The sequence below is a fragment of the Methylocystis sp. genome, assembly GCF_050251305.1.
Lineage (GTDB): Bacteria > Pseudomonadota > Alphaproteobacteria > Rhizobiales > Beijerinckiaceae > Methylocystis.
Genome location: NZ_JBFWNB010000056.1, coordinates 1 through 21,412, shown reverse-complemented (window position 1 = coordinate 21,412; position 21,412 = coordinate 1). Strand labels below are relative to the sequence as shown.

The 21,412-nt window shown below is 62.0% G+C and carries 20 protein-coding genes and 1 pseudogene; 8 read left to right on the top strand and 13 right to left on the bottom strand.

What is annotated here, in order from left to right; genetic code table 11:
* From AB7F41_RS14975 to AB7F41_RS14965, 3 genes and pseudogenes are all read left to right on the top strand, one after another.
* Positions 1-420: pseudogene (locus AB7F41_RS14975) on the top strand (arylsulfatase); the annotation flags it as partial.
* Between the two features lie 263 nt (positions 421-683).
* Positions 684-1,256, top strand: a complete 573-nt coding sequence (locus AB7F41_RS14970) for a hypothetical protein (RefSeq protein ID WP_428384573.1) — start codon at positions 684-686, stop codon at positions 1,254-1,256.
* Positions 1,257-1,882: 626 nt separating this feature from the next.
* On the top strand, positions 1,883-2,071 hold the full coding sequence (locus AB7F41_RS14965; protein WP_428384577.1) for a hypothetical protein: 189 nt from the start codon (positions 1,883-1,885) through the stop codon (positions 2,069-2,071).
* A 108-nt stretch (positions 2,072-2,179) separates the two neighbouring features.
* Here the strand turns inward: AB7F41_RS14965 and AB7F41_RS14960 are convergent, their stop codons facing one another.
* The 4 genes from AB7F41_RS14960 to AB7F41_RS14945 all read right to left on the bottom strand — a co-directional run bounded on the left by AB7F41_RS14960 (position 2,180) and on the right by AB7F41_RS14945 (position 6,064).
* Positions 2,180-2,461, bottom strand: coding sequence for a hypothetical protein (locus tag AB7F41_RS14960; RefSeq protein WP_428384579.1), 282 nt, complete (start codon positions 2,459-2,461; stop codon positions 2,180-2,182).
* Positions 2,462-2,700: 239 nt separating this feature from the next.
* Entirely contained in the window at positions 2,701-3,195 is a 495-nt protein-coding gene (locus AB7F41_RS14955) for a YqhA family protein (protein WP_428384580.1), read from the bottom strand.
* Positions 3,196-3,419: 224 nt separating this feature from the next.
* On the bottom strand, positions 3,420-5,012 hold the full coding sequence (locus AB7F41_RS14950; RefSeq protein ID WP_428406637.1) for a CHAD domain-containing protein: 1,593 nt from the start codon (positions 5,010-5,012) through the stop codon (positions 3,420-3,422).
* A 164-nt stretch (positions 5,013-5,176) separates the two neighbouring features.
* On the bottom strand, positions 5,177-6,064 hold the full coding sequence (locus AB7F41_RS14945) for a diguanylate cyclase (protein ID WP_428384584.1): 888 nt from the start codon (positions 6,062-6,064) through the stop codon (positions 5,177-5,179).
* Between the two features lie 553 nt (positions 6,065-6,617).
* Between AB7F41_RS14945 and hpnA the strand changes: the two genes are divergently transcribed.
* Positions 6,618-7,643 carry a hopanoid-associated sugar epimerase gene (hpnA, locus tag AB7F41_RS14940; RefSeq protein WP_428384585.1) on the top strand — a complete coding sequence of 342 codons (1,026 nt, stop codon included), beginning with the start codon at positions 6,618-6,620 and terminating at the stop codon, positions 7,641-7,643.
* Positions 7,644-7,888: 245 nt separating this feature from the next.
* Entirely contained in the window at positions 7,889-8,980 is a 1,092-nt protein-coding gene (locus tag AB7F41_RS14935; RefSeq protein ID WP_428384587.1) for a HupE/UreJ family protein, read from the top strand.
* Positions 8,981-9,037: 57 nt separating this feature from the next.
* Here the strand turns inward: AB7F41_RS14935 and AB7F41_RS14930 are convergent, their stop codons facing one another.
* The 3 genes from AB7F41_RS14930 to AB7F41_RS14920 form a co-directional block, all read right to left on the bottom strand.
* Positions 9,038-9,427: a response regulator gene (locus AB7F41_RS14930; protein ID WP_428384589.1), complete on the bottom strand. Its 390-nt coding sequence runs from the start codon at positions 9,425-9,427 to the stop codon at positions 9,038-9,040.
* Between the two features lie 105 nt (positions 9,428-9,532).
* Entirely contained in the window at positions 9,533-10,210 is a 678-nt protein-coding gene (gene fixJ, locus AB7F41_RS14925) for a response regulator FixJ (protein ID WP_428384591.1), read from the bottom strand.
* A gap of 269 nt (positions 10,211-10,479) precedes the next feature.
* Positions 10,480-10,770 (bottom strand): histidine kinase dimerization/phospho-acceptor domain-containing protein, encoded by a 291-nt coding sequence (locus AB7F41_RS14920; protein ID WP_428384594.1) that lies wholly within the window; start codon positions 10,768-10,770, stop codon positions 10,480-10,482.
* Positions 10,771-11,216: 446 nt separating this feature from the next.
* Here AB7F41_RS14920 and AB7F41_RS14915 point away from each other — a divergent pair, with 446 nt between their 5' ends.
* Positions 11,217-11,465 (top strand): general stress protein, encoded by a 249-nt coding sequence (locus AB7F41_RS14915; RefSeq protein WP_428406636.1) that lies wholly within the window; start codon positions 11,217-11,219, stop codon positions 11,463-11,465.
* A 138-nt stretch (positions 11,466-11,603) separates the two neighbouring features.
* On the opposite strand, the gene AB7F41_RS14910 is transcribed toward AB7F41_RS14915, so the two are convergent.
* Positions 11,604-12,671, bottom strand: a complete 1,068-nt coding sequence (locus AB7F41_RS14910; RefSeq protein WP_428385986.1) for an AI-2E family transporter — start codon at positions 12,669-12,671, stop codon at positions 11,604-11,606.
* A gap of 434 nt (positions 12,672-13,105) precedes the next feature.
* Here AB7F41_RS14910 and AB7F41_RS14905 point away from each other — a divergent pair, with 434 nt between their 5' ends.
* Complete coding sequence (locus tag AB7F41_RS14905) at positions 13,106-14,257, top strand: hypothetical protein (protein WP_428385985.1); 1,152 nt, start codon at positions 13,106-13,108, stop codon at positions 14,255-14,257.
* A 405-nt stretch (positions 14,258-14,662) separates the two neighbouring features.
* Here AB7F41_RS14905 and AB7F41_RS14900 read toward each other — a convergent pair whose 3' ends face one another.
* The 3 genes from AB7F41_RS14900 to AB7F41_RS14890 all read right to left on the bottom strand — a co-directional run bounded on the left by AB7F41_RS14900 (position 14,663) and on the right by AB7F41_RS14890 (position 18,384).
* Entirely contained in the window at positions 14,663-16,327 is a 1,665-nt protein-coding gene (locus tag AB7F41_RS14900; RefSeq protein WP_428385983.1) for a flotillin family protein, read from the bottom strand.
* Positions 16,328-16,450: 123 nt separating this feature from the next.
* Entirely contained in the window at positions 16,451-17,077 is a 627-nt protein-coding gene (locus AB7F41_RS14895; RefSeq protein WP_428406635.1) for an OB-fold-containig protein, read from the bottom strand.
* 113 nt (positions 17,078-17,190) lie between these two features.
* Positions 17,191-18,384 (bottom strand): toxic anion resistance protein, encoded by a 1,194-nt coding sequence (locus AB7F41_RS14890; RefSeq protein WP_428385627.1) that lies wholly within the window; start codon positions 18,382-18,384, stop codon positions 17,191-17,193.
* 316 nt (positions 18,385-18,700) lie between these two features.
* Here AB7F41_RS14890 and AB7F41_RS14885 point away from each other — a divergent pair, with 316 nt between their 5' ends.
* Complete coding sequence (locus AB7F41_RS14885) at positions 18,701-19,939, top strand: MFS transporter (protein ID WP_428385625.1); 1,239 nt, start codon at positions 18,701-18,703, stop codon at positions 19,937-19,939.
* Positions 19,940-20,134: 195 nt separating this feature from the next.
* On the opposite strand, the gene AB7F41_RS14880 is transcribed toward AB7F41_RS14885, so the two are convergent.
* On the bottom strand, positions 20,135-20,392 hold the full coding sequence (locus AB7F41_RS14880; RefSeq protein ID WP_428385623.1) for a hypothetical protein: 258 nt from the start codon (positions 20,390-20,392) through the stop codon (positions 20,135-20,137).
* 642 nt (positions 20,393-21,034) lie between these two features.
* Positions 21,035-21,412, bottom strand: a 378-nt coding sequence (locus tag AB7F41_RS14875; protein ID WP_428406634.1) for a 2Fe-2S iron-sulfur cluster-binding protein, incomplete at its 5' end; no start/stop codon positions are given.

The following is a 21,412-nucleotide window of genomic DNA, read 5'->3' as shown; positions in this document are numbered from 1 at the left end:
GCGGTCACCGCTGACGTCTTGGTCGGCGAAGACGGCGCGGACGGCGTCCTCGCGGCGATCGGCGGCGTCACCTCGGGCTGGTCCTTCTATGTGAAGGACGGCAAGCCGACCTTCTATTACAACTTCATCGACGTCGATCACGCAAAGGTTCAGTCGTCCGAGCCTCTGCCGAAGGGCAAGTCGAGCGTTCGGGTCGAGGTCGCCCCGACGGAGCCGGGACCGGGCAAGCCGGCCAATGTCAAAATCCTCGTCAATGGCAAAGAGACGGCACACGGCGTCGTCGGCAAGACGGTGCCCTTCCGCTACAGCGTCGAGCCCTTCGACATCGGCCGCGACACTGTCTCCGCCGTATCGACGGATTACAAAACGCCCTTCCCCTTCCAGGGACAGATCGAACAGTTGACGGTGGAAACCCGATAAGCGCCCAGCCCGGATGATCATCAGTCGATGCACGCCGCCCTTGACCCACCCTCCCGATGGAATTTGCCGCGACGCGTCATGTCGTGCGCGCCGCGCAACATCGATGGCGGTTGGGGATATGGCGAACGGATCTTGTCGAAGCCGGTAAACGGCGTCATGCTTGCGCTGCAAGCAGCGGCCGTCTCGCGAACGATGGTCAAAAAAGTCAGGAGCGCGCGAAGGCCGACTTCGATTCAAGAGTGCTGAGCTTTCGGAGGAACGCCATGGAACCGAACGAAACAAACACGCTTGAACAGCGCCGCGAATTCAGCGAAGTCGTCGGCCTGTTCGACTCGGTGGAGAAGCTGCAGTCCGCCATTGACGACCTGCTCACCCACGGGTTCGACCGCTCTCAAATCAGCCTGCTCGCCGAAGACGATGCGGCGCGCGAAAAAGTCGGAACGAAAAGCTCGACGGAGATCGAGGACAGCGACGAGGCGCCGCGCATCTCCTATATCGAAACCGAGTCGCTCAACGAGGGCAAAGCCTCGCTCATCGGCCTGCTGTTCTACGTCGGCGCTATCGCCGGCGCCATCGCCGTCTGGACCATCCGTGGCAGTTTCGCCGAGGCGATTTTTGCCGGCATCGCCGCCGGGATGGTCGCCAGCCTGATCGGCATTGGCGTCATCAAGCTCGTTCAGCGTCGTCAGCGCAATTGGGCGCAAGCGCAATTGGCGCGCGGAGGCTTGCTGCTGTGGGCGCGGACATGGACTGACGACCATGAACGCGCCGCATTGGACGCCATGGAGCGCAATGGCGGCCATGATGTGCATGTTCACACGGTGGCGCCGGCATAGCCCAGCAATCGTCGTCTACGCCGCGAACCTGCGCCAAGCGCGAGCGATCGGCGAGGCGCGCGCTTCAGCTTCGGCCACGATCTGACGGAGAGGTCGGTTCGCCTTCTCCCTGATGTCTGGCCGATGCTGAATAGTCGCGCGAGCCATGAGGCGGAACCTATCTGCGGCGACCGATGTTTGGCGCCTGACGGGCGCCAACCGCTCAACTTACGCTAACCATCTATTTTTCAAGCCTTTGTTGGAACACCACCGCCGAGACGCAGTTCCCTCTCTATTCGGGAGGATCGCCATGTCGAACAAGGCGAGGGAAGACTGGCGAAAAGCGGTCGACCGCGAAGCGAGAGCGCGCTCCGACGCCGGGCTCGAAGAGATTGGCAAGCGGCTCAGAACCGAGCTCGGCAAAACTGTAAACGCCTGAGAAGGTGACGGCCTTATTGACCAAGCTGAAACGACGGCGCGAAAGCCCCGATCGGGAAGGAGACATATGATTTGCGCGCCCTCACGGCGCAAATCACGCCGCTGGCCCAGGCGCGTCGACGGCGTCAAATGATTGGACCGATTTTCAGAGAAATTGTGGAACGAAACCGCCGCCGAGAGGTTAGCGCCTGAAGCGGGGGCGTCACATCATGAAACAGCTTGGATCAAACGAATGGCGGGCCGTTTTCGATGGCGAAATTGAAGGTCAGCCCGTCGTCGCCCTCGAAAAAATCGGCAAGCAGCTGCAATTTTCATTCGCGAGAACCGTCGCCGAGCCGTTGCCCGCCGACATTCGCGACCTTCTGAGCGATCTGGAAGCTGCGCTCGATCGAGATTAAACGCATCCCAACAGCGCGCAGCTGAGTCGATGCGCCGGCGTGGCGTCGGCGCGATCCCCGTGTCGGCGAACAATTTTGAGCCGCGCGCCGCGCAATTGCGACGCTGCTTTAGCAATGACCCCAGTGCAGGAAGCGTCCCGTGCGACGATTGTAACAATAGACGCGTGGACGCGCGTGATGGCGCACATGACGACGCGCGCAGCGCCCCCAATGGAGAAAGCGGCCGGTGTAGCGATTGTAACAGAACACCCGAGCCTGCTCGACGATAGACGCGTCCTCCAACGCCCTGAGCACGCCTCCGTGCCCCACGACGGGCGAAGCGAAGACATGGATCGACGAGACCAGGACGAGTGCGGCCGCGCTAGGAAGCGCCAAAAGGGATTTGCGCATACTGTTCTCCACAGGAGCGCCGCTTTGACTTGAGCGTGACAAGAAAGTCTCGCTGTTTCACTGCGCGTTCCTTATCGCAAGAGGAACGCTCAATGTGTCGCATCGTTCCAGCCGAACCCGGCTTCGGCGCGGTTCGTCGCTTGAACGGACGATCGCACGCGACGCGCGCGCGTCGACGCCGAAACCCGAATCTCGATGTCGAAGCGCCGGGCGCCGCATCAATGCGCGCAGGATGCCGCTCATTCCTTGGCGGCATTCTTCGGCGAATAAGCCATCGCCAGGCGAGAAAAGACCAAAGTTAAGTGCAACGCAATATAATGATAGACTTCGCTGTCGTACAACTTGGGTACTTCGAGAAATACTTCGAGAAGCCTGACCGCCGAGATCACGACAATCGTTGTGAGCAGGTTCAACTTCAGCTGCGAGAAATCGACTGAGGCCATCCAGGCTGGCCGGCCCAAGTCTTCTCTATCGTTGATCTTGTAAACGAAATTTCCATAAATCGAAATCGTGACGATCACAACAAGAGCAGAAATCAGCGTAAGATCAACCAATTCAAGCAAATGGATTTTGATATTCGAGCCATTTTCCGAGAAAATCATCTGAATTAGATGATAGGTGCTGTTTGCCGCCGTCAGGGCCATGCCGACCAAACCGACGCCAAGCATAAATATGAAGGGAAGCAACAACCAGCGTGTAAAGAAAATATAGTTTTCGATCAGACGCTTGAACATGGCGGATTCCTCGAGTGGCTCTCGCGATAGGCGCTTGCAGAGGCAAAATGTTGCTCCGCGCCATCAAGGCGTTGGCCCTTCGCGTTGCGTGCGAAGACCCCAATATAGCTGGCTAAGGCGACGCTTCCGAACGCGCGCTCGGCGCGCCGAAAACGCCTGTTATATCAATGGGCCGTTTGGACGGCGGCGACGCGATCGCCCAGACTCTGACATGCGCGCGCTCGTCACCGCCAGAAGGGGCGGACGCGTTCGAGGTCTTTCCAAAGGTCCTTGGCGCCGATCCAGCCGAACTCGGCGCGCGCCTGGCTGGCGCCGACCATCCAGCCGATGGCGCGCTGGATCGACGGATCGCCGGCGCCGGGCACATCCGCCCCCGTGAACATGGTTTTCAGCGTCGCGGCGTCATTGAGATCGCCGAAAACGGTCTGCAGCTTTTTCAGCCGCTTCAGAAACGGATCGACGCGTTTCGTCGGAAACAGCGAACAGAAGAACTCGACGGCGTAGCGCAGCTTCTTGAGCTGCTTGCGCAATTCGTGACGCTGCTCCACCGAAAGCGTCTCAAGTCCGTGAGCGTGTTGCGCGACGCGTTTCCAGCGCTTCGCAAGCGACTGGCGCGCCAGCGTCGCAATCGGAGTCCCGAGCCGCTCCGTCTGGCCGAAATCCAGAGGCGCCAGCCAGCCGCGCGTTTCGACGAAGCGCGCGAGATCGATGAGAAACGCCTGCGCGCGGGCGCCCTCGAGGAGTTTGCGCAGCAGCGCGCGGCGTTCTTGCGCTTGCCGAACGACCAAATCGGCGAGCGCGGAAAGTTCTGGCTCGTCGGGATGTCTCTCGGCCTCGCGCCGCGCCATATCGTTCGCCACGACGTCGAGGTCTCTCAGAGCGCCGACCTCCCGGCCGAACCAACGCGCCTCTGCGTCGAGCCGCTTCATCGCCGGGCTGCGCAAGACCGGCGCATAGACGGAAAAGGCGCTACGCAACCGCCGCAGGCCGACCCGCAGCTGGTGCGGCCCTTCGATATCGTCCATCTGGCGAACGACCAGAACATTGGTCGCGATTTGGTCGAGGCACTCTCGCAAAACTTCGCGCGCCGCTTGCTCGGCGGTCTGGCTCGGATCAAGCGCCACGTTCTCAGCGGTGCGCGGCGCAAGCGGGACGTCGATCCGCCCCTCTTCCGCCAACAGATAGCCGCGCGCGGCTTTCGACAGCCGGGAGAATCGCAGCCCGCCTTCGGGAACCAGAATGCTCGCAATGTCGAACAGTCCGCTTGCGTTGCCGTCGAGGAGTTCGATTTCCAGCTCGGAGAGTTCAGCGGAGCGTTCGCCAGCGCGAACTTCGCCGACGTCGACGGCGAGTTCCGCGCGCGTGCCGTCGGCAAGCGTCAGTTCGCCCGTGCTGCGCTTGATCACCGTTTCGCAGACGGGCTGGAGCAGCGCGCCATTGACGCGGTCAACGATCGCCTCCCTGACCGCCGGATCCGGAATGGCGTCAAGACACACGCGTCCGCCAGGCGCCGGGGTCTCCAGCTCGCCGCCTTGCGACAGGCCGCCATGCAGCGTCCGTCCGGTTTTGACGCCCTGGATCCAGCGGCGCCCATCGCGGCGGAGCCGCAGCGCAATCCCGGCCTTTTTCAGGGCGTGCTCGGGCGTATCGAGATAAATGCTTCTCAGCGTCCTGGTGATTGGCGCGTCGCGGGTCAGCTTCGAGGCTTTGGCGCGCGCCCAGATCTCGCTCGACTTCTTCTTGTCCAGCAGAAATTTCAGCTCGATCTCGCTCATGTCGCTTATGTATAGCACGTCCATCTCAGCGCGTAGCGTCATGTGCGCGCAGAAGCGAGCCTTGAGGCGTCATCGTGCGCGCTCGCCGTCGCCGGAGACGATGGCCGCGCCGAGTTGGCGCCGTTCAAACGAAGGTCTTTGGCCACCGCGCGTCTGAGCGCCTAGCCAGTCGGGCAAGCCTCGCCTGGTCCGGCGTTGGGCCCTCTTTAGTCAGGCGCCCGCCACGTCGCGATCCGATCTCGCCCGGCGGCTTTGGCCGCGCGCAAAGCCTCGTCCGCGCGCTCGATCGATTGTTCGACCGGAACGGAAGCGTCGAGCGGCGTGAGGCCGAAGGACGCGGTCACCGTGAGCGGCAAATAGCCTTCGACGAAGAATTCCCTGTTCGACAAGCCTTCCCGCAACCGCTCGGCGATTGCGCGGCCTTGCCGCAGGTCCGCATCGGCGGCGCAATAGAGGAATTTCTCGCCGCCAAATCGAAAAAACTCGTCATGCGGCCGCAAGTGGGACATGACGAATTCCGCATATTGAACGAGAAATTCATCGCCAAGCGTGTGGCCATAGGTGTCGTTCACCTCCTTGAAGTGATCGATGTCCATCATCGCGAGGCAGGTGGCTTTGGGCGCCAGCGCCTGTCGTTCGCGCAAGGTCGCCACCATCGCGGCGTGGTTCCCCGCGCCCGTCAACGGATCGCGGTCACGAAGCAATTCCTCGAGTTCGTGCTTGATGGAAACCAGTTGCGCGCGCACCTGCTTGAGGGCCGACAGGAACAATTCATAATCGTCGAGGGCGATGGACCGGCGTTCTGACGACGTTCGCAGAACGATCGCCGCGTGGCGGTGCATCAGCTCGTGCACGGCCAAAATCTGGGAAAAACTCGGATGCGCGCCCAGTTGGTTCGCGCCGGCGCCATGCAGCCACTGTCCCAGCGGCCATCGGCGGTTGGCGTCTTCCCGAAGGTCCCGTTCGTCCGGAACCTGGCGGCAAATGATGGTTCGGTTGAAGTTCTCGTACCAGAGATCGTGCTGAAAAAGCGCCTGCCGGAGTTCATTCAAGGCCGCGCGCTTCTGGGCGCGGCTCAATTTCGAGAAGGGCATGCGGATTTGCCTGTCGCTGCGGGAAGCGGCCCGACACTCGGCCGCCGCCGTCCTGGAGTGAAGAGCGGAGCGAACCGGAGATGGCGATCCTGGAATTTTTTCGGCCGAGGGCTGCTCGATCTGACGCACGGGCCGCATAGGCGCGCGAGCAGTCCCCGAACCATTCTCTCTTAGGCTTTCGCCGCGCATTTTTAGCCAGCGCCAGATGGCCGCGCAAGGTCCCCGCCAAGGCGCCGCAATAACCCAGGGCGGCCCGCCGCCCGGCTGATTGTTCCGCGCCGGGAAAGCGCGAGGCGCAGCGCGCCGGCCGCATGTCAGATTCTCGCAACTGAATTCACTCGCGCTTCCTTCGCGCGACGCAGCGTTCAGATGCGGGCCGTCATTCCATCCATGACCCGATTCGCGCTTTCCGAACCGCCCCCGATCAGCGTAAACTTTGGCCAAACTGTTGCGGCGTCTGCCTTTTCGGCGTCGCAGTCATCCATATAATTGGGTTCACGTCAGGCGTGCGGGGCGCGACGACGGGGACGAAATCCTATTTCAGGCGGGCGACATGGCGGCGGGCGAACGAGCGCTGGTGACGGGCGCAAGCGGTTTCATCGGCGGCGCAGTCGTCAGAAAGCTTCTCGCGGACGGTTTTGATGTCCGTGCGCTCGTGCGAAAGGCGAGTCCGCGCGACAATATTCCCGCGTCCTGTGAGATCGCCGAAGGCGACGTCACCGACGTGGCCAGCGTGCGCCGCGCCATGGCCGGAACCGACGTTCTCTTCCATCTCGCCGCGAACTATCGGCTCTGGACGCCGGATCCCGAGCGCGTGATGGGCGTCAACGTAAGGGGAACGGAGATCGTGATGCGCGAGGCGTTTCGCGCCGGCGTGAAGCGAATCGTGCATACCAGCAGCGTCGCCACGCTGGCGCCCGAAGGCGACGCCCCCTGCACCGAGCAAAACCGCCTGTCGCCGGAGCGGGCGGTCGGCGCATATAAGCGCAGCAAGATCCTCTCCGAGAGGCTCGTCGAAGAGCTCGTCAAGAATCACGGTCTGCCGGCGGTCATCGTCTGCCCTTCCGCGCCGCTCGGCTCCGGCGATTTGAAGCCGACGCCGACAGGACGCATCGTGGCCGAGGCGCTGCGGGGCGGCATCCCGGCATATGTCGACACCGGCCTTAACATCGCTCATGTGGAGGATGTCGCCGCCGGCCACGTGGCGGCGTTGAGATATGGAGAAATCGGCGAGCGCTACATTCTGGGGGGCGAGAATTTGACCCTCCAAGAACTGCTGATCGAGATTTCGCGCGTTAGCGGGCGTGCGCCGCCATTGGTGAAACTGCCTTACTGGCCGCTCATCCCGCTTGCTTACGCCAATGAAATCCGCGCGCGGTTCGTCGGATCGGAGCCGTTTCTCAATCGCGACAGTTTACGGCTTTCAACGGTCCGCATGTTCGTCGACGATTCCAAAGCGCGTCGAGAGCTCAACTATCAAACGCGTCCGGCGGCGGTCGCCATTGCCGCGGCGGTTCGCTGGTTTGGCGCTGACGCCGTCGAGCGTCGCGGACGCCGGACAGTGTGCGGGGCCTCGTAGAGTCGCGGTCGCCGAAGTGCCGGCGGCCCGGCCGCGTTCCCCCCACGACGAACTGGCCAAGCCTCCGCGCCGGACCCCGCGCGCCCCGAGCGGACACCCGGCCCGGGGGATCCCTTACGTGCGAAAAACAGTTAGGCGCCATGGCGCGCAGGGAATGCTGCGCCGAACAACGCTTCAGCTTCCGCTGCCTTGTCCGCCGCAGCCTCGTTTGGCATGTTGCGCGGCCAGGACGAAGGGGAGCACGCATGACCGGGGTTTTCAGAATTGTCGCCGCCATCTTGTTTTGCGTCGGTCTCGCGGCCCCGGCTGCGGCGCATACGCCCGACATCTCGACGGGCAAGATCGTTCCGAAAGACAATCGAATCTACATGATCGACGTCGGCTTTCTCGCCACCGACCTCGAACGCATGTTTCAGGACACGATGAGCGAACGCGCCGGGGTCGACCTCTCGGCGCCGGGAGCGCTCGAAACCGAAATCGGAAAATTCGTCGAGAAGCGGGTCGCGATGCGCGACGCCACCGGCCGCGCCTGCGTCGCGAATGTCGTCAAATCCGGCGAGGACCCGACGAATCAGGACAGCGCGCTCATTGCCGTGCGTTTCGATTGCGGCGGAACGACCGGAACGCTCTTTTACGACGCCACCAAGCTCCTCGCGGCGCAAGGCGCAAAGGGAAAGCACCTGGTGACCCTCGAGGGAACCGAAAACGCCGGCGAGACCATGCTCTACCCGGAAGATCCCCCGCTCGATCTTTCAAAGCCGATGGAGACGACCGCAGAGCTGATGTGGAAGTTTCTCAAGGCCGGCGTCGAGCATATTGTCACCGGCTACGATCATTTGTGCTTCCTGTTCGCCCTCATTCTCTGGGCGACCCGCATCTGGCCGGTCGTCAAAATCGTCACGGCCTTCACCATTTCCCACTCGATCACGCTGTCGCTTGCGGCGCTCAACATCGTGACGCTTCCCTCGAACCTGGTCGAAGCGCTGATCGCCGCCTCGATCATTTTCGTCGCCGTCGAAAACTTCTTCTCGCGCGACGTCGACAATCGCTGGCGCAACACCTTCTTCTTCGGGTTCATCCACGGATTCGGCTTCGCCTCCGCGCTGACCGAAATGGGCGTGCCGCAAGGAGGCGTGGTGCCCGCGCTCGCGGCCTTTAACATCGGCGTCGAGCTTGGCCAGATCGCCATTGTCTTCGCGGTGATGCCGATCCTGTTCGTCATCGACAAGCAGACCGGCGGGAAGCGAAGCGAGAAACTCGTTTACGTGGTGTCCGCGCTGATTGCGGTCGCCGGGCTCTATTGGCTGCTGGAGCGAATCGGCCTTCTTCCCGGATAGCGGATGATCTGATCGACGTGCGTCGGGGCGGCGCGCAAGCGAGCCACGCCATGCCGATCAGTCTTTCCGCAAGTCCGGCGCGCCCGCGGCGAGGATCTCCTGCAATGCGTCGATATCCGCCGGCTTGACCAGATGGCGGTCGAACCCGGCCGCGCGGGTCCGCTCTCTGTCTTCGTCCTGTCCCCAGCCGCTGAGCGCGACAAGCTCCGCCTGCCGGCCGTCCGGCGCGGCGCGAATGCGACGCGCGGTTTCGTAGCCGTTCATGTCCGGCATGCCGAGGTCCAGGAAGACGATGGTCGGCTGAAACTCCGAAACAAGCGAGACGGCGGCGGCTCCGCTATAGGCCGTTCGAACCTCGCATCCCAAGAGCCCGACCAACATCGCCAAGCTGTCGGCGACGTCTTTATCGTCATCGACGACCAGAACGCGTCGCGCCGACTGCGTCATAGCTGCGCTCCTCCCGCCGAAGGTCCCTCGCCTGAAAGGTCAGGCCCGCGAGACAATCTCATTCTCTTGTGCCGAGCATGTCCGAATTTGGATGCGCAAGCGAATCTAGCCGCGGCGCACGCCTGACGGACCAGGCTTGCGGGCGCGGCGTTCGGCGGGTTTGCGCGTCGGAGCCAGAATGCTCCGACCATCGAGGAACATTCTGACAAGTTCCGCCAGATTTTTGACGCGCATTTTCGTCATGACGTTGGCGCGATGCGCTTCCACAGTGCGCACGCTGATTCCGAGATCATGCGCAATGACCTTGTTCGAGCGGCCGTCCACGAGCATTTCAAGAATTTCACGCTCGCGCTTGGTCAACGTCGCGAGTCGTTCGGACATCTGCCGCTCTTCCGCTTGACGCGATTGCACGGCCTCGTGCTTGGAGAGCGCGCGTTTGACGGCCGCGAACAGCGCCTGGTCGTCAAACGGCTTCTCCAGGAAATCGACGGCGCCGCGCTTCATCGCTTCGACCGCGAGCGGCACGTCGCCGTGGCCCGTGATGATAATGATCGGCAAGCCGAGATTTCGGTTCTTGAGCTCAACGAGCAGATCGAGTCCGCTCACCTCCGGCATACGAACGTCGGCGACGATGCACCCGGCGCTTTCCGGCCCTACCGACAGAAGCATAGCCGGCGCGGAAGGAAAGCTGGTTACGACATAGCCTTCGGCTTCGAGCAAAAGCTGTAGCGCGTCACGGACGGCCGGATCGTCGTCTACGATATAGACCTTACCCGCGGTCATCCGCTGAATTCTCGCCTTCGCAAGGAAGATCACATAGGGATATAGCGCGCCCTTTGGACTTGGCCTTAGTCCGAGTCCGCTCATCATGCGCGTCGACACATTTGCGCGCGAGGCGCCAAAAGAATCTTATCGCATTGCAAAATCTTCAGTGGCCTGAACCCGGTCGGCCAGAGCGCAATCATCCGCTTCCGCCAACGGCCTGCCGATCGCGACGCCGGCGTCAGACGGCTGTCGGACGACGGGAGAAAAGCGTCTGGTCGATCAGCGATTTAACGCCTCTCTTCGGATTTGCCATGCGCAACGAATTCGCTGAGCGCTTGCACGACCTGCCCGGCGCGCAAAATCTGCGTTGCGGTCTTATCGAGCGTTTCGGCCATTCGCGCGCTGGCGTCCTTTGGCGCCGCGCCCGTGAAGCGTTGCGCCGCCCTGAGATAGGCGATTGCCGCCGTCAGCGGCTGATTGATGTCGTGGACGAGTGTCGTGGCGGCCCGACTGATCGCGCGCAGACGTTCGAGCTCTTCGCGACTGACGCTGACGAGATCGGGACCTGCTTGATTCACCGAAGCGACCCTATTGAGCCGATGGAAAACGTCCGGCGGCCCTCGATCATCGATTGACCGGCCGTACGCCGCAAGCGCGAACCGACATAGCCATCGATTGCGGCGTTTTACCAGCGCCCAAACCGGGTCGCCATTCTTTTGCGGCCGCGACGCAGAGTTTGCTGTCGCATGCCAGCGCCAGGACTATCGGCCCGCCGGCAAATCCGTTCAGCATTTCTTTCGACAGGGCGCATGATCGATTCCGATCGCGCGAAAAAAGGCAAATTCTACGTAAGATTACCAGCTTGGCAGCAGCTTGATCTCGACAAAAAATGACTCCGGCCAACTCGGATTCGGGGCTCGCGGGTCTGGGTTCGCTTCTTCTGAATTGTCGAGCAAACGAAATTGGAGCGCGATTGATGAATACGGTTCCAGCGGCGGGCAAATCACGGAGGGGTTTCGCATCAATGTCGCCCGAGCGGCAACGTGAGATCGCGCGCAAGGGCGGAAAGAGCGTTCCCAGCGATCGACGCAGTTTCGCCAAGGATCCCCAGCTGGCGTCAAACGCGGGGCGCAAGGGCGGTCTCGCCGTCAGCGCGGCGAAACGCAGTTTTTCTGTCGACCGGCAGCTCGCGGCGCAAGCGGGAAAGAAGGGCGGACACGCCTCGCGCAGCACGCCGCGAACCGACGACGACAGATCAGACGAGGCGAAATAGCTCTGGGCGGACAAGCGTTACGCGCGAGACCGTCATCGAATTCAGCGCGCGAGCTTCTTCGCTTTTTCGTTTCGGCGGCCTTAAGACCGGCCGGAGAGAGCGCAGTCCGCTGCGCCGGCCAGCTTTGCATGTTCGGGCTCAGGCGCTCGTTTCCTGCGGCTTTTCGTTCTCGGTCAGCACATCGAACGCCGAGGCCAACACCACTGTGGCCGGAACAGCGAGAACGACGCCCATCACGCCAAACAGAGTTCCCAACGCCAGCATGAAGAACAGGAGAGTCACCGGCGGCAAGACCAGCGCCTCGCTCTGCAGATAAGGCGTGATCAGATAGCCTTCGACAAAGCTCGCGGCGCCGATCACGCCGGCGGCGAACAGCACGGCGGACAAACCTTGCGGCAACGCCGCCAAGGCGCCGATAACGATCGCGACGATCGAGCCGAAGTAAGGAATGAAGGCCAGCGCGCCGCTGATCGTCGCCAGCGCAATGGGCGCATCGACGCCCGTAAACCAGAGCCCGACGCCGACGAGACCGGCGTTCAGCACGACGACATAAAGCTGGATCGACAACCATCGACGAAGCATTGTCGCCGATTTGTTGAGAAATCGGCTTAGCTCGGCCTTTCGGCGATCCGGCGCAAGCGCGACCAGGCCTTCGACGTAACGGTCCGGATCAACCGCGAGATATGCGGCGCCGAGAAAAATGAACGCCGTTAACGCGAGCACGCGGCCCAGCGAGCCAATGAACGACGCAAATTGCATCGCCAGCGGCGCCGTCGCTTTCGACAGATCGACGCCCGCGACGAAATGTTCGAGAAAACGTCCCCAGGGATGGGCTTCGACGCTCTCCTTGATGACGCTGAGAGCGGCGGGGATGTCCTGCGCAAGATCGTCATATTGCTTGAGGAGATGGTTTCCGAACAGGATCGTCGCCAGGCCGACGCCGCTTACGATGATGATCGCGACCGCAAGCAGCGACAGCCCTGGCGGCAGTTTGAAATGCTCCGTGATCGGACGCGCCGCCCCGCGCCAAGCCACCGCGACGACGACGGATGCAAAGGCCGCGATGATCGCTTCCGTCAGTCGCCAGAGCACGATCACGCCGATGCAGATCAACAAAACGATGATCGTCCGCAATGCGAAATCCAGGAGGGCCTGGTCTTGTGGATCTTTTTTCGTCGCAAGCCCGCGCGCGCCAAAAATCTTCATCCATCCGATCCCATCATTGCAGGACAAGGCCGTGGCGTCGCTCTGCAATGCGCGACGCTGCTGTCCACATTCGCGAATTCGATTGCGACATCGAGGTTTCCCCATCCAAGGGCGTGAGACGTCGATGAAGCCATTGATTGAGCCGCAGGATTTGGCGAACCATCAGTCAGCGAAGCTTAGCGCATGGCAGAGACCCGATCGAGAGGCGGAGACAAAGGCCTCCCCGCCTGTCGGCGGCCTCCATCGCGCGCCTTGTGCATGCGCTGTATCATCGACGTCCGACGTTCGCGAGACCTGAGACGTCGATTCGCTGCAGCGCACGCGACATGGCCGAACTGGGAGACAAGGTCGAAAGCGGAGCATCCTGCGATCGACCGCTCAAAAGCCCTAAATTCGCCTGAGACGCTTCGCGCTCAGCGGAAGGAAAGGCGGTCATGACGAGAACCGGATCGGTCAGGGGACTGCTGTGGCTCATCGCGCCGATGGCGGCAGGGATCGCGGCCGCGCAAGATGTGCGCCCTCCCCGGCTCTATGCAAACGAAACATTGATCGAAGACGTGACCCGCAGGACTGAGTTCGACATCGACGACCCTGTCGCCGTCTTCGCCTTCGTTCTCGGCGCGCTCCCTGACCGCGTCCGGGTGTATCCGACCGAGAACTATTACTATTTCAGCTTCTTTCTCAATGGGAGCCGCTATTCGGGCAACATCCGTCTGCCGGCGGCCGAGCGCGACAAAGGCAAGATCCGTTTCGAATATTATCAGGACCTCAGCGCGTGGGCGGATCAGGGTAGAGCCCATCATACGATTCTCGACGCCTCGCGCAGCGTGGCGGTCGAGCGGATCGCTCCCCTTGTTTATCGCGTGTCTCACGGCGCAAAGAGCGTCACATTTGCGCTCGAAGATTTGTCGGGCGTGCAGCCGGCCGCGAATGCGGTCGGCCCGAACGAGGAATTCATCGGGCCGATCATCGATGAATCGGGCGTCAGGTTTTTCCTTCTCTACAACTCAAAACTGAAGGTCTTCCACTATATTCTGGACGAGCGCTTCCCCGCCGATGAACTACTGGAATTGAAGCGCGCCGATCGACTTCTTATCGGCCGCCGCACTGGTTTTGCTTTCTACCGCGATCATCGGCTGGATCGTCTGATCCTGATCGGCGCGCACGCAGGCAATTCGCGCTTCAACACATATTTCGACGGCCCGTTCGATCAATTGCCGGAGAATACCGTCGATGGCGATAAGCTCAGACGCGCGATCATCGATTCCGACCGCGCGGTCGAGGGCGAGATCGATCGATTCGTCAATTTCGTCGACGGGTCCGGGCGATATCTGATTCACCCCTATAGTCTTTATCGAACGCGCGCCGATCTCTCGAACGTGCACAGCTGCGCGATACGCAACATTCGCTCAACGGCCTATTACAAATGCTTTGCGCAAAACGACGACGGACGGGGCGGCCTCAAAGGCCACCCCGTCCAAGACGTGAAAGGCCGCCATGCGGCCGCAACCAAGAGCGGCGCGAAGAGCGGGTCAGCCTACCACCGCCAGCATCGACGCCACGTGCGGCAGCGCCGCCCGCTGTAATAGCCGTGCCAGCAGCGTCGGTAGAGACGGCACCTTGCCTCCTGAACGCCGGACGCCGCCGCGATCGCCTCTTGGACGCCGGCGGCGCTCGCCGGCGCGGCGTTTGCCGGCGATACGCTCAGGAACAGCCCAAAAAGTCCGGCTGCCGCAAACGCGATGAGAATAGAGCGCATTCCTGTCTCCCCTCCTATGGACGAACTCCTTGGCCTGCACGTCGTCGCGCGGACGCCGGCGACGGACGTTCGAAGAACGTGTGACGCGCTGGGCCGACCCAAACATCCGCATAAATAGATTTGTCGGGAGAAATGAAAAGCCTGCGGCAGGACCGTCGGCGTCTTTCGTTTCCGACAACGCTCGACCGGGCGCGCCGGATCATGCGCGACACCGACCCGAGCGTTTCGGCTGTCACATATCGAGGCTCGAGTCGACGGGCTCCTTCTTCGCCGCGCCCTCGACCAGCGCCGCCAGCGAGGAGCCGGAGAGCCCCAACTCCTTCATGAGGCCGTCAATGATCGGGGCTTGCGCGCGATAGGCCAATGCAGCGGCGACGGCGTCATTGGCGAGATTGCCGGAGCCCCCGTTGCCCAAACCGCCGTTGCCGGCCTTTGCCGCGCCGCCGTTCTGCGAAATGCCGTCGACCTGCACGATCTTGATCGAATCGATCGCCTCGATCGGCCGCACGGACTCCCGGACGATCTCCGGCAAGACCTTGAGCAGCGCGAGCTTCATCTGCAAGGAGACCTGATCGGACGACAAAAGGTTCGCGGCCTCGTTGACCGCGCGCTGGCCTGCCGCCTCCACTTCGAAGCGCACGCGGGCGGCTTCCGCCCGCAGCTTCTCCGCCTCAGCCTCGCCCTCAGCGACAAGCTGCGCCGCGGCGGCGCGGTTGGCGGCGGCTTCCTTCTCCGCCTCGGCCTCGACCTTGATCGAGATCGCCTGACGCTCAGCCTCTTTCGCGGCCTCGATCAGTTCAATCCGCTTGACGCGCTCAGCCACTTCCGTTTCGCGACTGGTCACGACCTGCTCTTCGGCGGCGACGGCTTTGGCGCGCGCTGCGTCGGCTTCAGCCTTGGCCTGACTCTCTTCGCGACTCTTGTTCTGAATGGCGATCTGCTGCTCCTGACGGGCGAGTTCGACCGCCTGCTGCTGTGCGATTCTCGCCTCCTGGATCGCGCGATCCGCCTCGATCTGTTTGGCGTCGACCTCCTGTTTCGCCTGAATGCGCGCCTCCTCCGCCTCACGGTTGCGAAGCGCCTGTTCGCGCGCAACCTCAGAGGCCTGCTCGGCGCGGCGCACCTCGATCTCGCGCGTCTGTTCGAGCCGCGCAAACTCCTCTTCGCGCCTGATCTGAAGCGACTGGCGCTCGGCTTCCAAATTCTTGGACTCAATCTGAATGCGCGTATCCTGCTCGATATCGTTGCGCGCTTTCTTGCGCAGCTCGATCTGCTCGGTCAGCTTCGTCAGGCCCTCTGCGTCGAAGGCGTTGTTGGCGTTGAAATGTTCGATCGAGGTCTGGTCGAGCCCGGTCAACGAGACTGATTCCAGTTCGAGGCCGTTCATCGCGAGATCCGACGAAGACACCTGCTGCACCTTCTGCACGAATTCGGCGCGCTGTTCGTGCAGTTGGTTCATTGTCATGCCCGCCGCGACGGAGCGCAGCGCGTCGACGAACTTCCCTTCGACGAGGTCTTTGAGCGCTTGAGGCTGCATCGTGCGCGCGCCAAGCGTCTGCGCCGCCATTGCGATAGCGGTCGCGTCTGGACGCACGCGCACATAGAATTCCGCCTTCACGTCGATGCGGAGGCGGTCGAGCGTAATGAGCGCGTCGTTATTCTTGCGCTCGACCGCCAGTCGCACAGTGTTCATGTTGACCGGCATTGTCTCGTGCAGCACGGGCAAGACCAGCGCGCCGCCGTTTATCACGACCTTCTCGCCGCCCAATCCAGTCCGGACGAATCCTATTTCCTTTGTCGCCCGCTTGTAGAGGCGCGTGATGATCAACCCGAACGTCAAAAGCAAAACAAATATCAGGCCCGCGAAAACGCCGATCTGGATCAATCGCTCTTGCATCAAATCCCCCAAATTTTTACGGGCGCAGGATCTTCAATCCCGCCAACGCCCGATATGAAGTTTAGCTGAAGCTAGACTCGGCGGAAATCGGATTCGGAGCGAGGCGCGTCGATTTTCCGGAAGTCAGTCGAGCCGCGGCAAGCGGCTGTCGCCCCGGCTGATCGCCCGGAACAAACCGTTTTCGAACCGAACGAGCAGGATGCGCTCGCCCTGACTGAACGACTGACCGGCGTCATCGGGCTCGACCATCACATAATGCGTCTGCCCAAAGCCGTCGACGACGCGCGCGCGCGCCGGGCTGTTCGTCGCGGCGCGGCCGATGACAATTTCCGCCTCATGCCCGACCAGCGCGTTCACATGGATCGCCGTGGTTTCGTCGCGCGGCATGATCCTGGCGAGCGGACGGGCAAGCACAGCGGTCAGGGGCAGCGCGATCAGCGCTGCGGCGCTTGCGGCGACCCAGGCGTTCAGCGCGCTTCCGGCAAGCGCCGCGACCAACTGCTGACCGGCAAGACCGACCAAGCCGAACGACGTCAGAAACATCATCAGCCACATCAGCAGCGGCAGTCGTCCGAGCCCGACCAGCGAGAGAAGCCCCGCGTCGATGGCTGCAGGCGCGGACACGTCGACGTCCGCGTCGCCCCCGATCACGTCGGCCAGACCGCTGAGCTGAACCAGCGCCAACAGCAGCATCAACGCGATGGCGACGCTAAACGGAAGGTTGTTCGCCTGAAGGAATAATTCGATCATTCTCGCCAATCTCCTGGAAGCGCAGCGCGTTTCCAGATGCGCCTGCGACGCTGTTCAGGCTGCGGCTGAGTCTGCGTGAGGCCTGATTTCAGAACCGCCTGCGGCGGGTCGTCTCAATCCAAAATTTCCAACAACCCCGGCGCATGCGCGTCGCGGCCGTCCGTCGCGTCTTTGCGCTCTCCTTGAACGACGGCGATATAGGCTTTGGACCTGTCGATCTCGGCTTCAAGCGCGCTTACGGTCTGCTTCATGCCGTCGAGCGCCTGCAGTTTGAAAGCGTCGATTTTGTCCATGACGTCGTAGATGTTCTGAAAGGCGCGACGAAGCGTTTCTATGGAAACCGTCGCGCTCGCCGCCTGCTGGTGAGTCTGCGCGGTGTTGTCGCGCAGCATTTGACCCGTGCCGTCGATGATGTTCGCCGTTGTCGTGTTGAGAACGGCGATCTGATCGAGCACCAGCTTTTGGTGCGATAACGCCTGCGCGACAGTGACGGCGGTGCGCAACGCACCGACCGTTGTGGTCGAAGCGCGATCGACTCCCTTGATCAATTCGATGTTGTTCTTTTTTACGAGATCAAGCGCGAGGTAGCCTTGCGTGCTGACCGCGGCTTGAGTCATCAGATCCTGAGTCCGCTGCCGCACATAGAACAGCGCCGTCTCGCGGATGGCTTTGGCCTTGCCCGGATCGCTGGCGTCAAAGACCGCGGCGCGGTTCTGGAGCTCGTCGTCGAGCGCCTGCGACACGAAGATCATCTGCTCGACCCGGCCCAATGCGACCCAAAGATTCTGCCGCTCGACGTCAATGGCGGCGTTATCCCTCAACAATTCGTCCTTCCCGCTCTGCAGACGCGCGAGAATGGCGCCGATATGGCTCTGTGCCGACTTATAGGCGTTGAAGTAGCGTCGGAGATTGTCGCCGAACGGAATGAGGCCAAAGAGCTTGCGCGGGGCCAGCAGATTGCCGCGCTTGAAGGGATCGAGGTCCTCGATTGCGCGACGCAGCTCTACAAGATCCGCGCCCACCCCCGACGTTTCCTCCATTGCCTCGGTTGGGCGGTCCAGGAAACGGTTCGAGCGTCCGGCCGCGTCGGCAATTTCTCGTCGACCTAAATGTATTATTTGATCGACGCGCCGGCCGAACTCGGGAGAATTGGCGTCCTGAGAAACAAGGTCGTCAACGAATTCGGTGACGCGCAACGCCAGCTTGGACTTTTGCTCCTGCGAGATTGACCCCTGCCGAACGGCCTGCGCCGGGCGCGTCGCGGACGCCGGATGGGACGGCGTTAGATTGAATTCGTCGTCTGTCACGGAGGGTTGATCCTTACCAACGCATTATGCGTCGCGGTCCTGCCGGCAAGCTCCGCAAGCGTCTTCAACCTAGAATTTGACCCGACGAATCGCAAGCCGCCGTCAGAGACGGTCTCGCGGCGGCTCGGCGCGGAGGGTGGATGTATTTTTGTCATTGCGTTAAGAGTTCGAGCCTGCATGTCAGATCGCCGGATTGAACGGAGACGAGCCGTCGCAAGAACAACGCAGCCCGCCGGAACAGACATCCGAATTATCCGCTGACCGACCGCCGAAAGGCGAGCTGCAGTCTGGACGTGATCGAACGCCGCAGCGCGCGTTGGCGATTGCGGCGCTGATCATCGCAGGCGAATCGATTTTTCTGCTGCCTTTCGTATTGGCGCGTGTCTTCCGGCCGACGCTCCTCGACGTGTTTGGGATGACCAATTTTGAACTCGGCGCCGCCTATTCGGTTTATGGCGTCGTCGCGGTGGCCGCGTATCTTTTCGGCGGCTTGCTTGCAGATCGATTCCCGCCGCGCGCGATGTTGACCATCGCTTTGGCGTCCACCGCCGCCGGGGGGCTTGTCATGGCGGCGATTCCCTCTGCGCCCACGTTGGCGCTTCTTTACGCCTATTGGGGACTCACCACGATCGCCTTGTTCTGGGCGCCTTTGATCCGCGCCACGCGCGAATGGGGACTCGCCTATTCGCAGAGCCGCGCGTTTGGCCTGCTCGAAGGCGGCCGCGGCGCTCTGGCGGCGGTCATGGCGTCGATCATGGTCGTCCTGTTCGCGGCGCTGCTGCCGGAAGATCGCGAAACAGCGACTCTGGCGCAGCGGACGGACTCATTGCGGCAGGTCGTGTTGCTGTTGTCTGCGGCGACCTGTGGAGCAGCCTTGCTCATCTGGTCGGCGTTGCCCAAGGGCAAGCCGCCGTCGCAAGAGGCGATGTCGATGAGCGGCGCCGTCCGCGTGCTCGCCCTGCCATCGGTCTGGATTCAGGCGGCGATCATTCTATGCGCCTATGTCGGGTTCAAAGCCATCGACGATTTTTCGCTCTACGCCAACCAAGTCATTGCGCTGAATGAAGTCGAAGCCGCGCGAATCGGCGTCGTTGCGCTCTGGATGCGGCCTTTTGCGGCTATTGGCGTCGGCTACCTCGCCGAGCGAACCGGCGCGCCGATGATGACGATCGGCTGTTTCGCGCTGCTTGCAGCGGGCAGTTCCGCGCTTGCATCCGGCGCGATTGGCGCGGGCATGGCCTGGGCGTTCGTCTCAACGATGATCTTCGTCAGCATCGGGATATTCGGGCTGCGCGCCCTGTATTTCGCGATCATGCAGGACGCCAGGATTCCGATGGAGCATACGGGAAGCGCCGTGGGCTTCGTGTCCGTCATCGGCTACGCGCCGGACATATTCATGGGCCCGCTTATGGGTTATCTGCTCGATCGATGGCCTGGGGCGACGGGCCATAGTCGCGTGTTTTTGGTCGTCGCCGTCTTCGCGGCGCTTGGGCTGATCGCAAGCTATCTTTTCGCCCGACTCGCCCGACAATCGAACCGCCTCGCGGCCCCCTAGGCGCCTGTCAAGCCACAGGCGATCCCGATCTCTACTCGCGCGCCGCATATCGCGGCGCGACCGCGTCAGCCCTGTCGCTCTGACAGGGTTTCGATCAGCGACAGACGCTGGCGAGCGCGTCATTGCGAGCGAAGCGACGCGCGCCGGAACCAACACGCCCTGCATCGCCGCTTGCGCTCGCCGCAATGACGACGCTCAACTGCCGGCGGGCACCAGCCAGTCTTCCGCCGGCGCATAGCCTTCGCCGACGGCCTTGCGATAATGCATCGTGAAGCCGCTGATCGCTTTGCGCAGCGCGTCGCCTGGCGTTTCCGCCTCCGGCGCGCAGCTCCAATAGGGAGTCGGCTGGCGCGGCGTCTTGATGGCGTGACTCAGGCGGTAGGCCGTGCGCGATCCCCAGGTCCGGCGCAGTCGAATTGTGACGATCGTCTCAAGGGTCCCGATCCGAATCATATAAGCGCCCTCGTCGTCCTGTCTTTGAACGACGCTGACGCACTCGTCTTGCAACGCGCTATCTACCGAACACACGGCGTTATCCTCCCTGCTTGCGCTCAGCGAAACGAAAGCAAAGCTCAAAACCGCCGAAATTGAAATCCTTGTTAACCATTCTTTTCAAGTGGGTCGAAAAATGTCCGGCCGCTGTCGCCGTCGGTCGGACGAAAAGCCGACGGTCAAGGCGCGGTCCTGCCGCCGAATGCGGGGCAGTCTTCCAACAGTCCCTGACCGTAAAGCAACTTGCTCACGCGCCGATGACAGGTCCCGCGCTTGGCCTTCGGATTGGCGCCAAGCGCGGCTCTAACCGGTTGGCGGGATATACAGATTTTAGAGTTTCGCGACAGACGACGTCCCGTTCCCGCATCATCTGCAAGGCGCTCCAGGCGAGACTGACGCTGCGGCGCACTATGGGACCGATGCCAAAAACGCTTTGCTGTTGCGTCAGAAGGCGCAATTCACGCCAAGCGCTTGTGGCAAGCGAATCATCCTCGCGTCGCCCTGCAACCTTTGCCGCATGGAAGCGCCTGCGGGCTCGGCAAAGCCGATTCGCGAACATTACGTCGCCGCGCAGAAATGGCGTACGGCGGCCGCGGGCGACGTTTACAAATTCAACACCAGCAGATCGCTCTTCGCTCGCGACACGCAGGCCAGGAAAAAGCCCTCCGCCTTTTCCTGATCGGAGAGATGCTTGTCGCGATGATCCACCTCGCCTTCGAGGACCTGAACCTTGCAGGTTCCGCACATGCCTTGTTCGCAGGACGTGGGAATCTTCACGCCCTGCTCCTCGAGGAAGGCGGTGACCGTCTTGTCGCCGGGGATTTTATACACGGCTCCGGTGCTGGCGATCTTGAATTCGAAAACCTTGTCGAGCGCCGCCGGCGGCACTTTCGCGGTGAATCGTTCGACGTGGATCCGCTCCTTCGACCAACCCTTCTGTTCCGCGAGGTTGATGATCGGATCCTGCCACCAATCAACGCC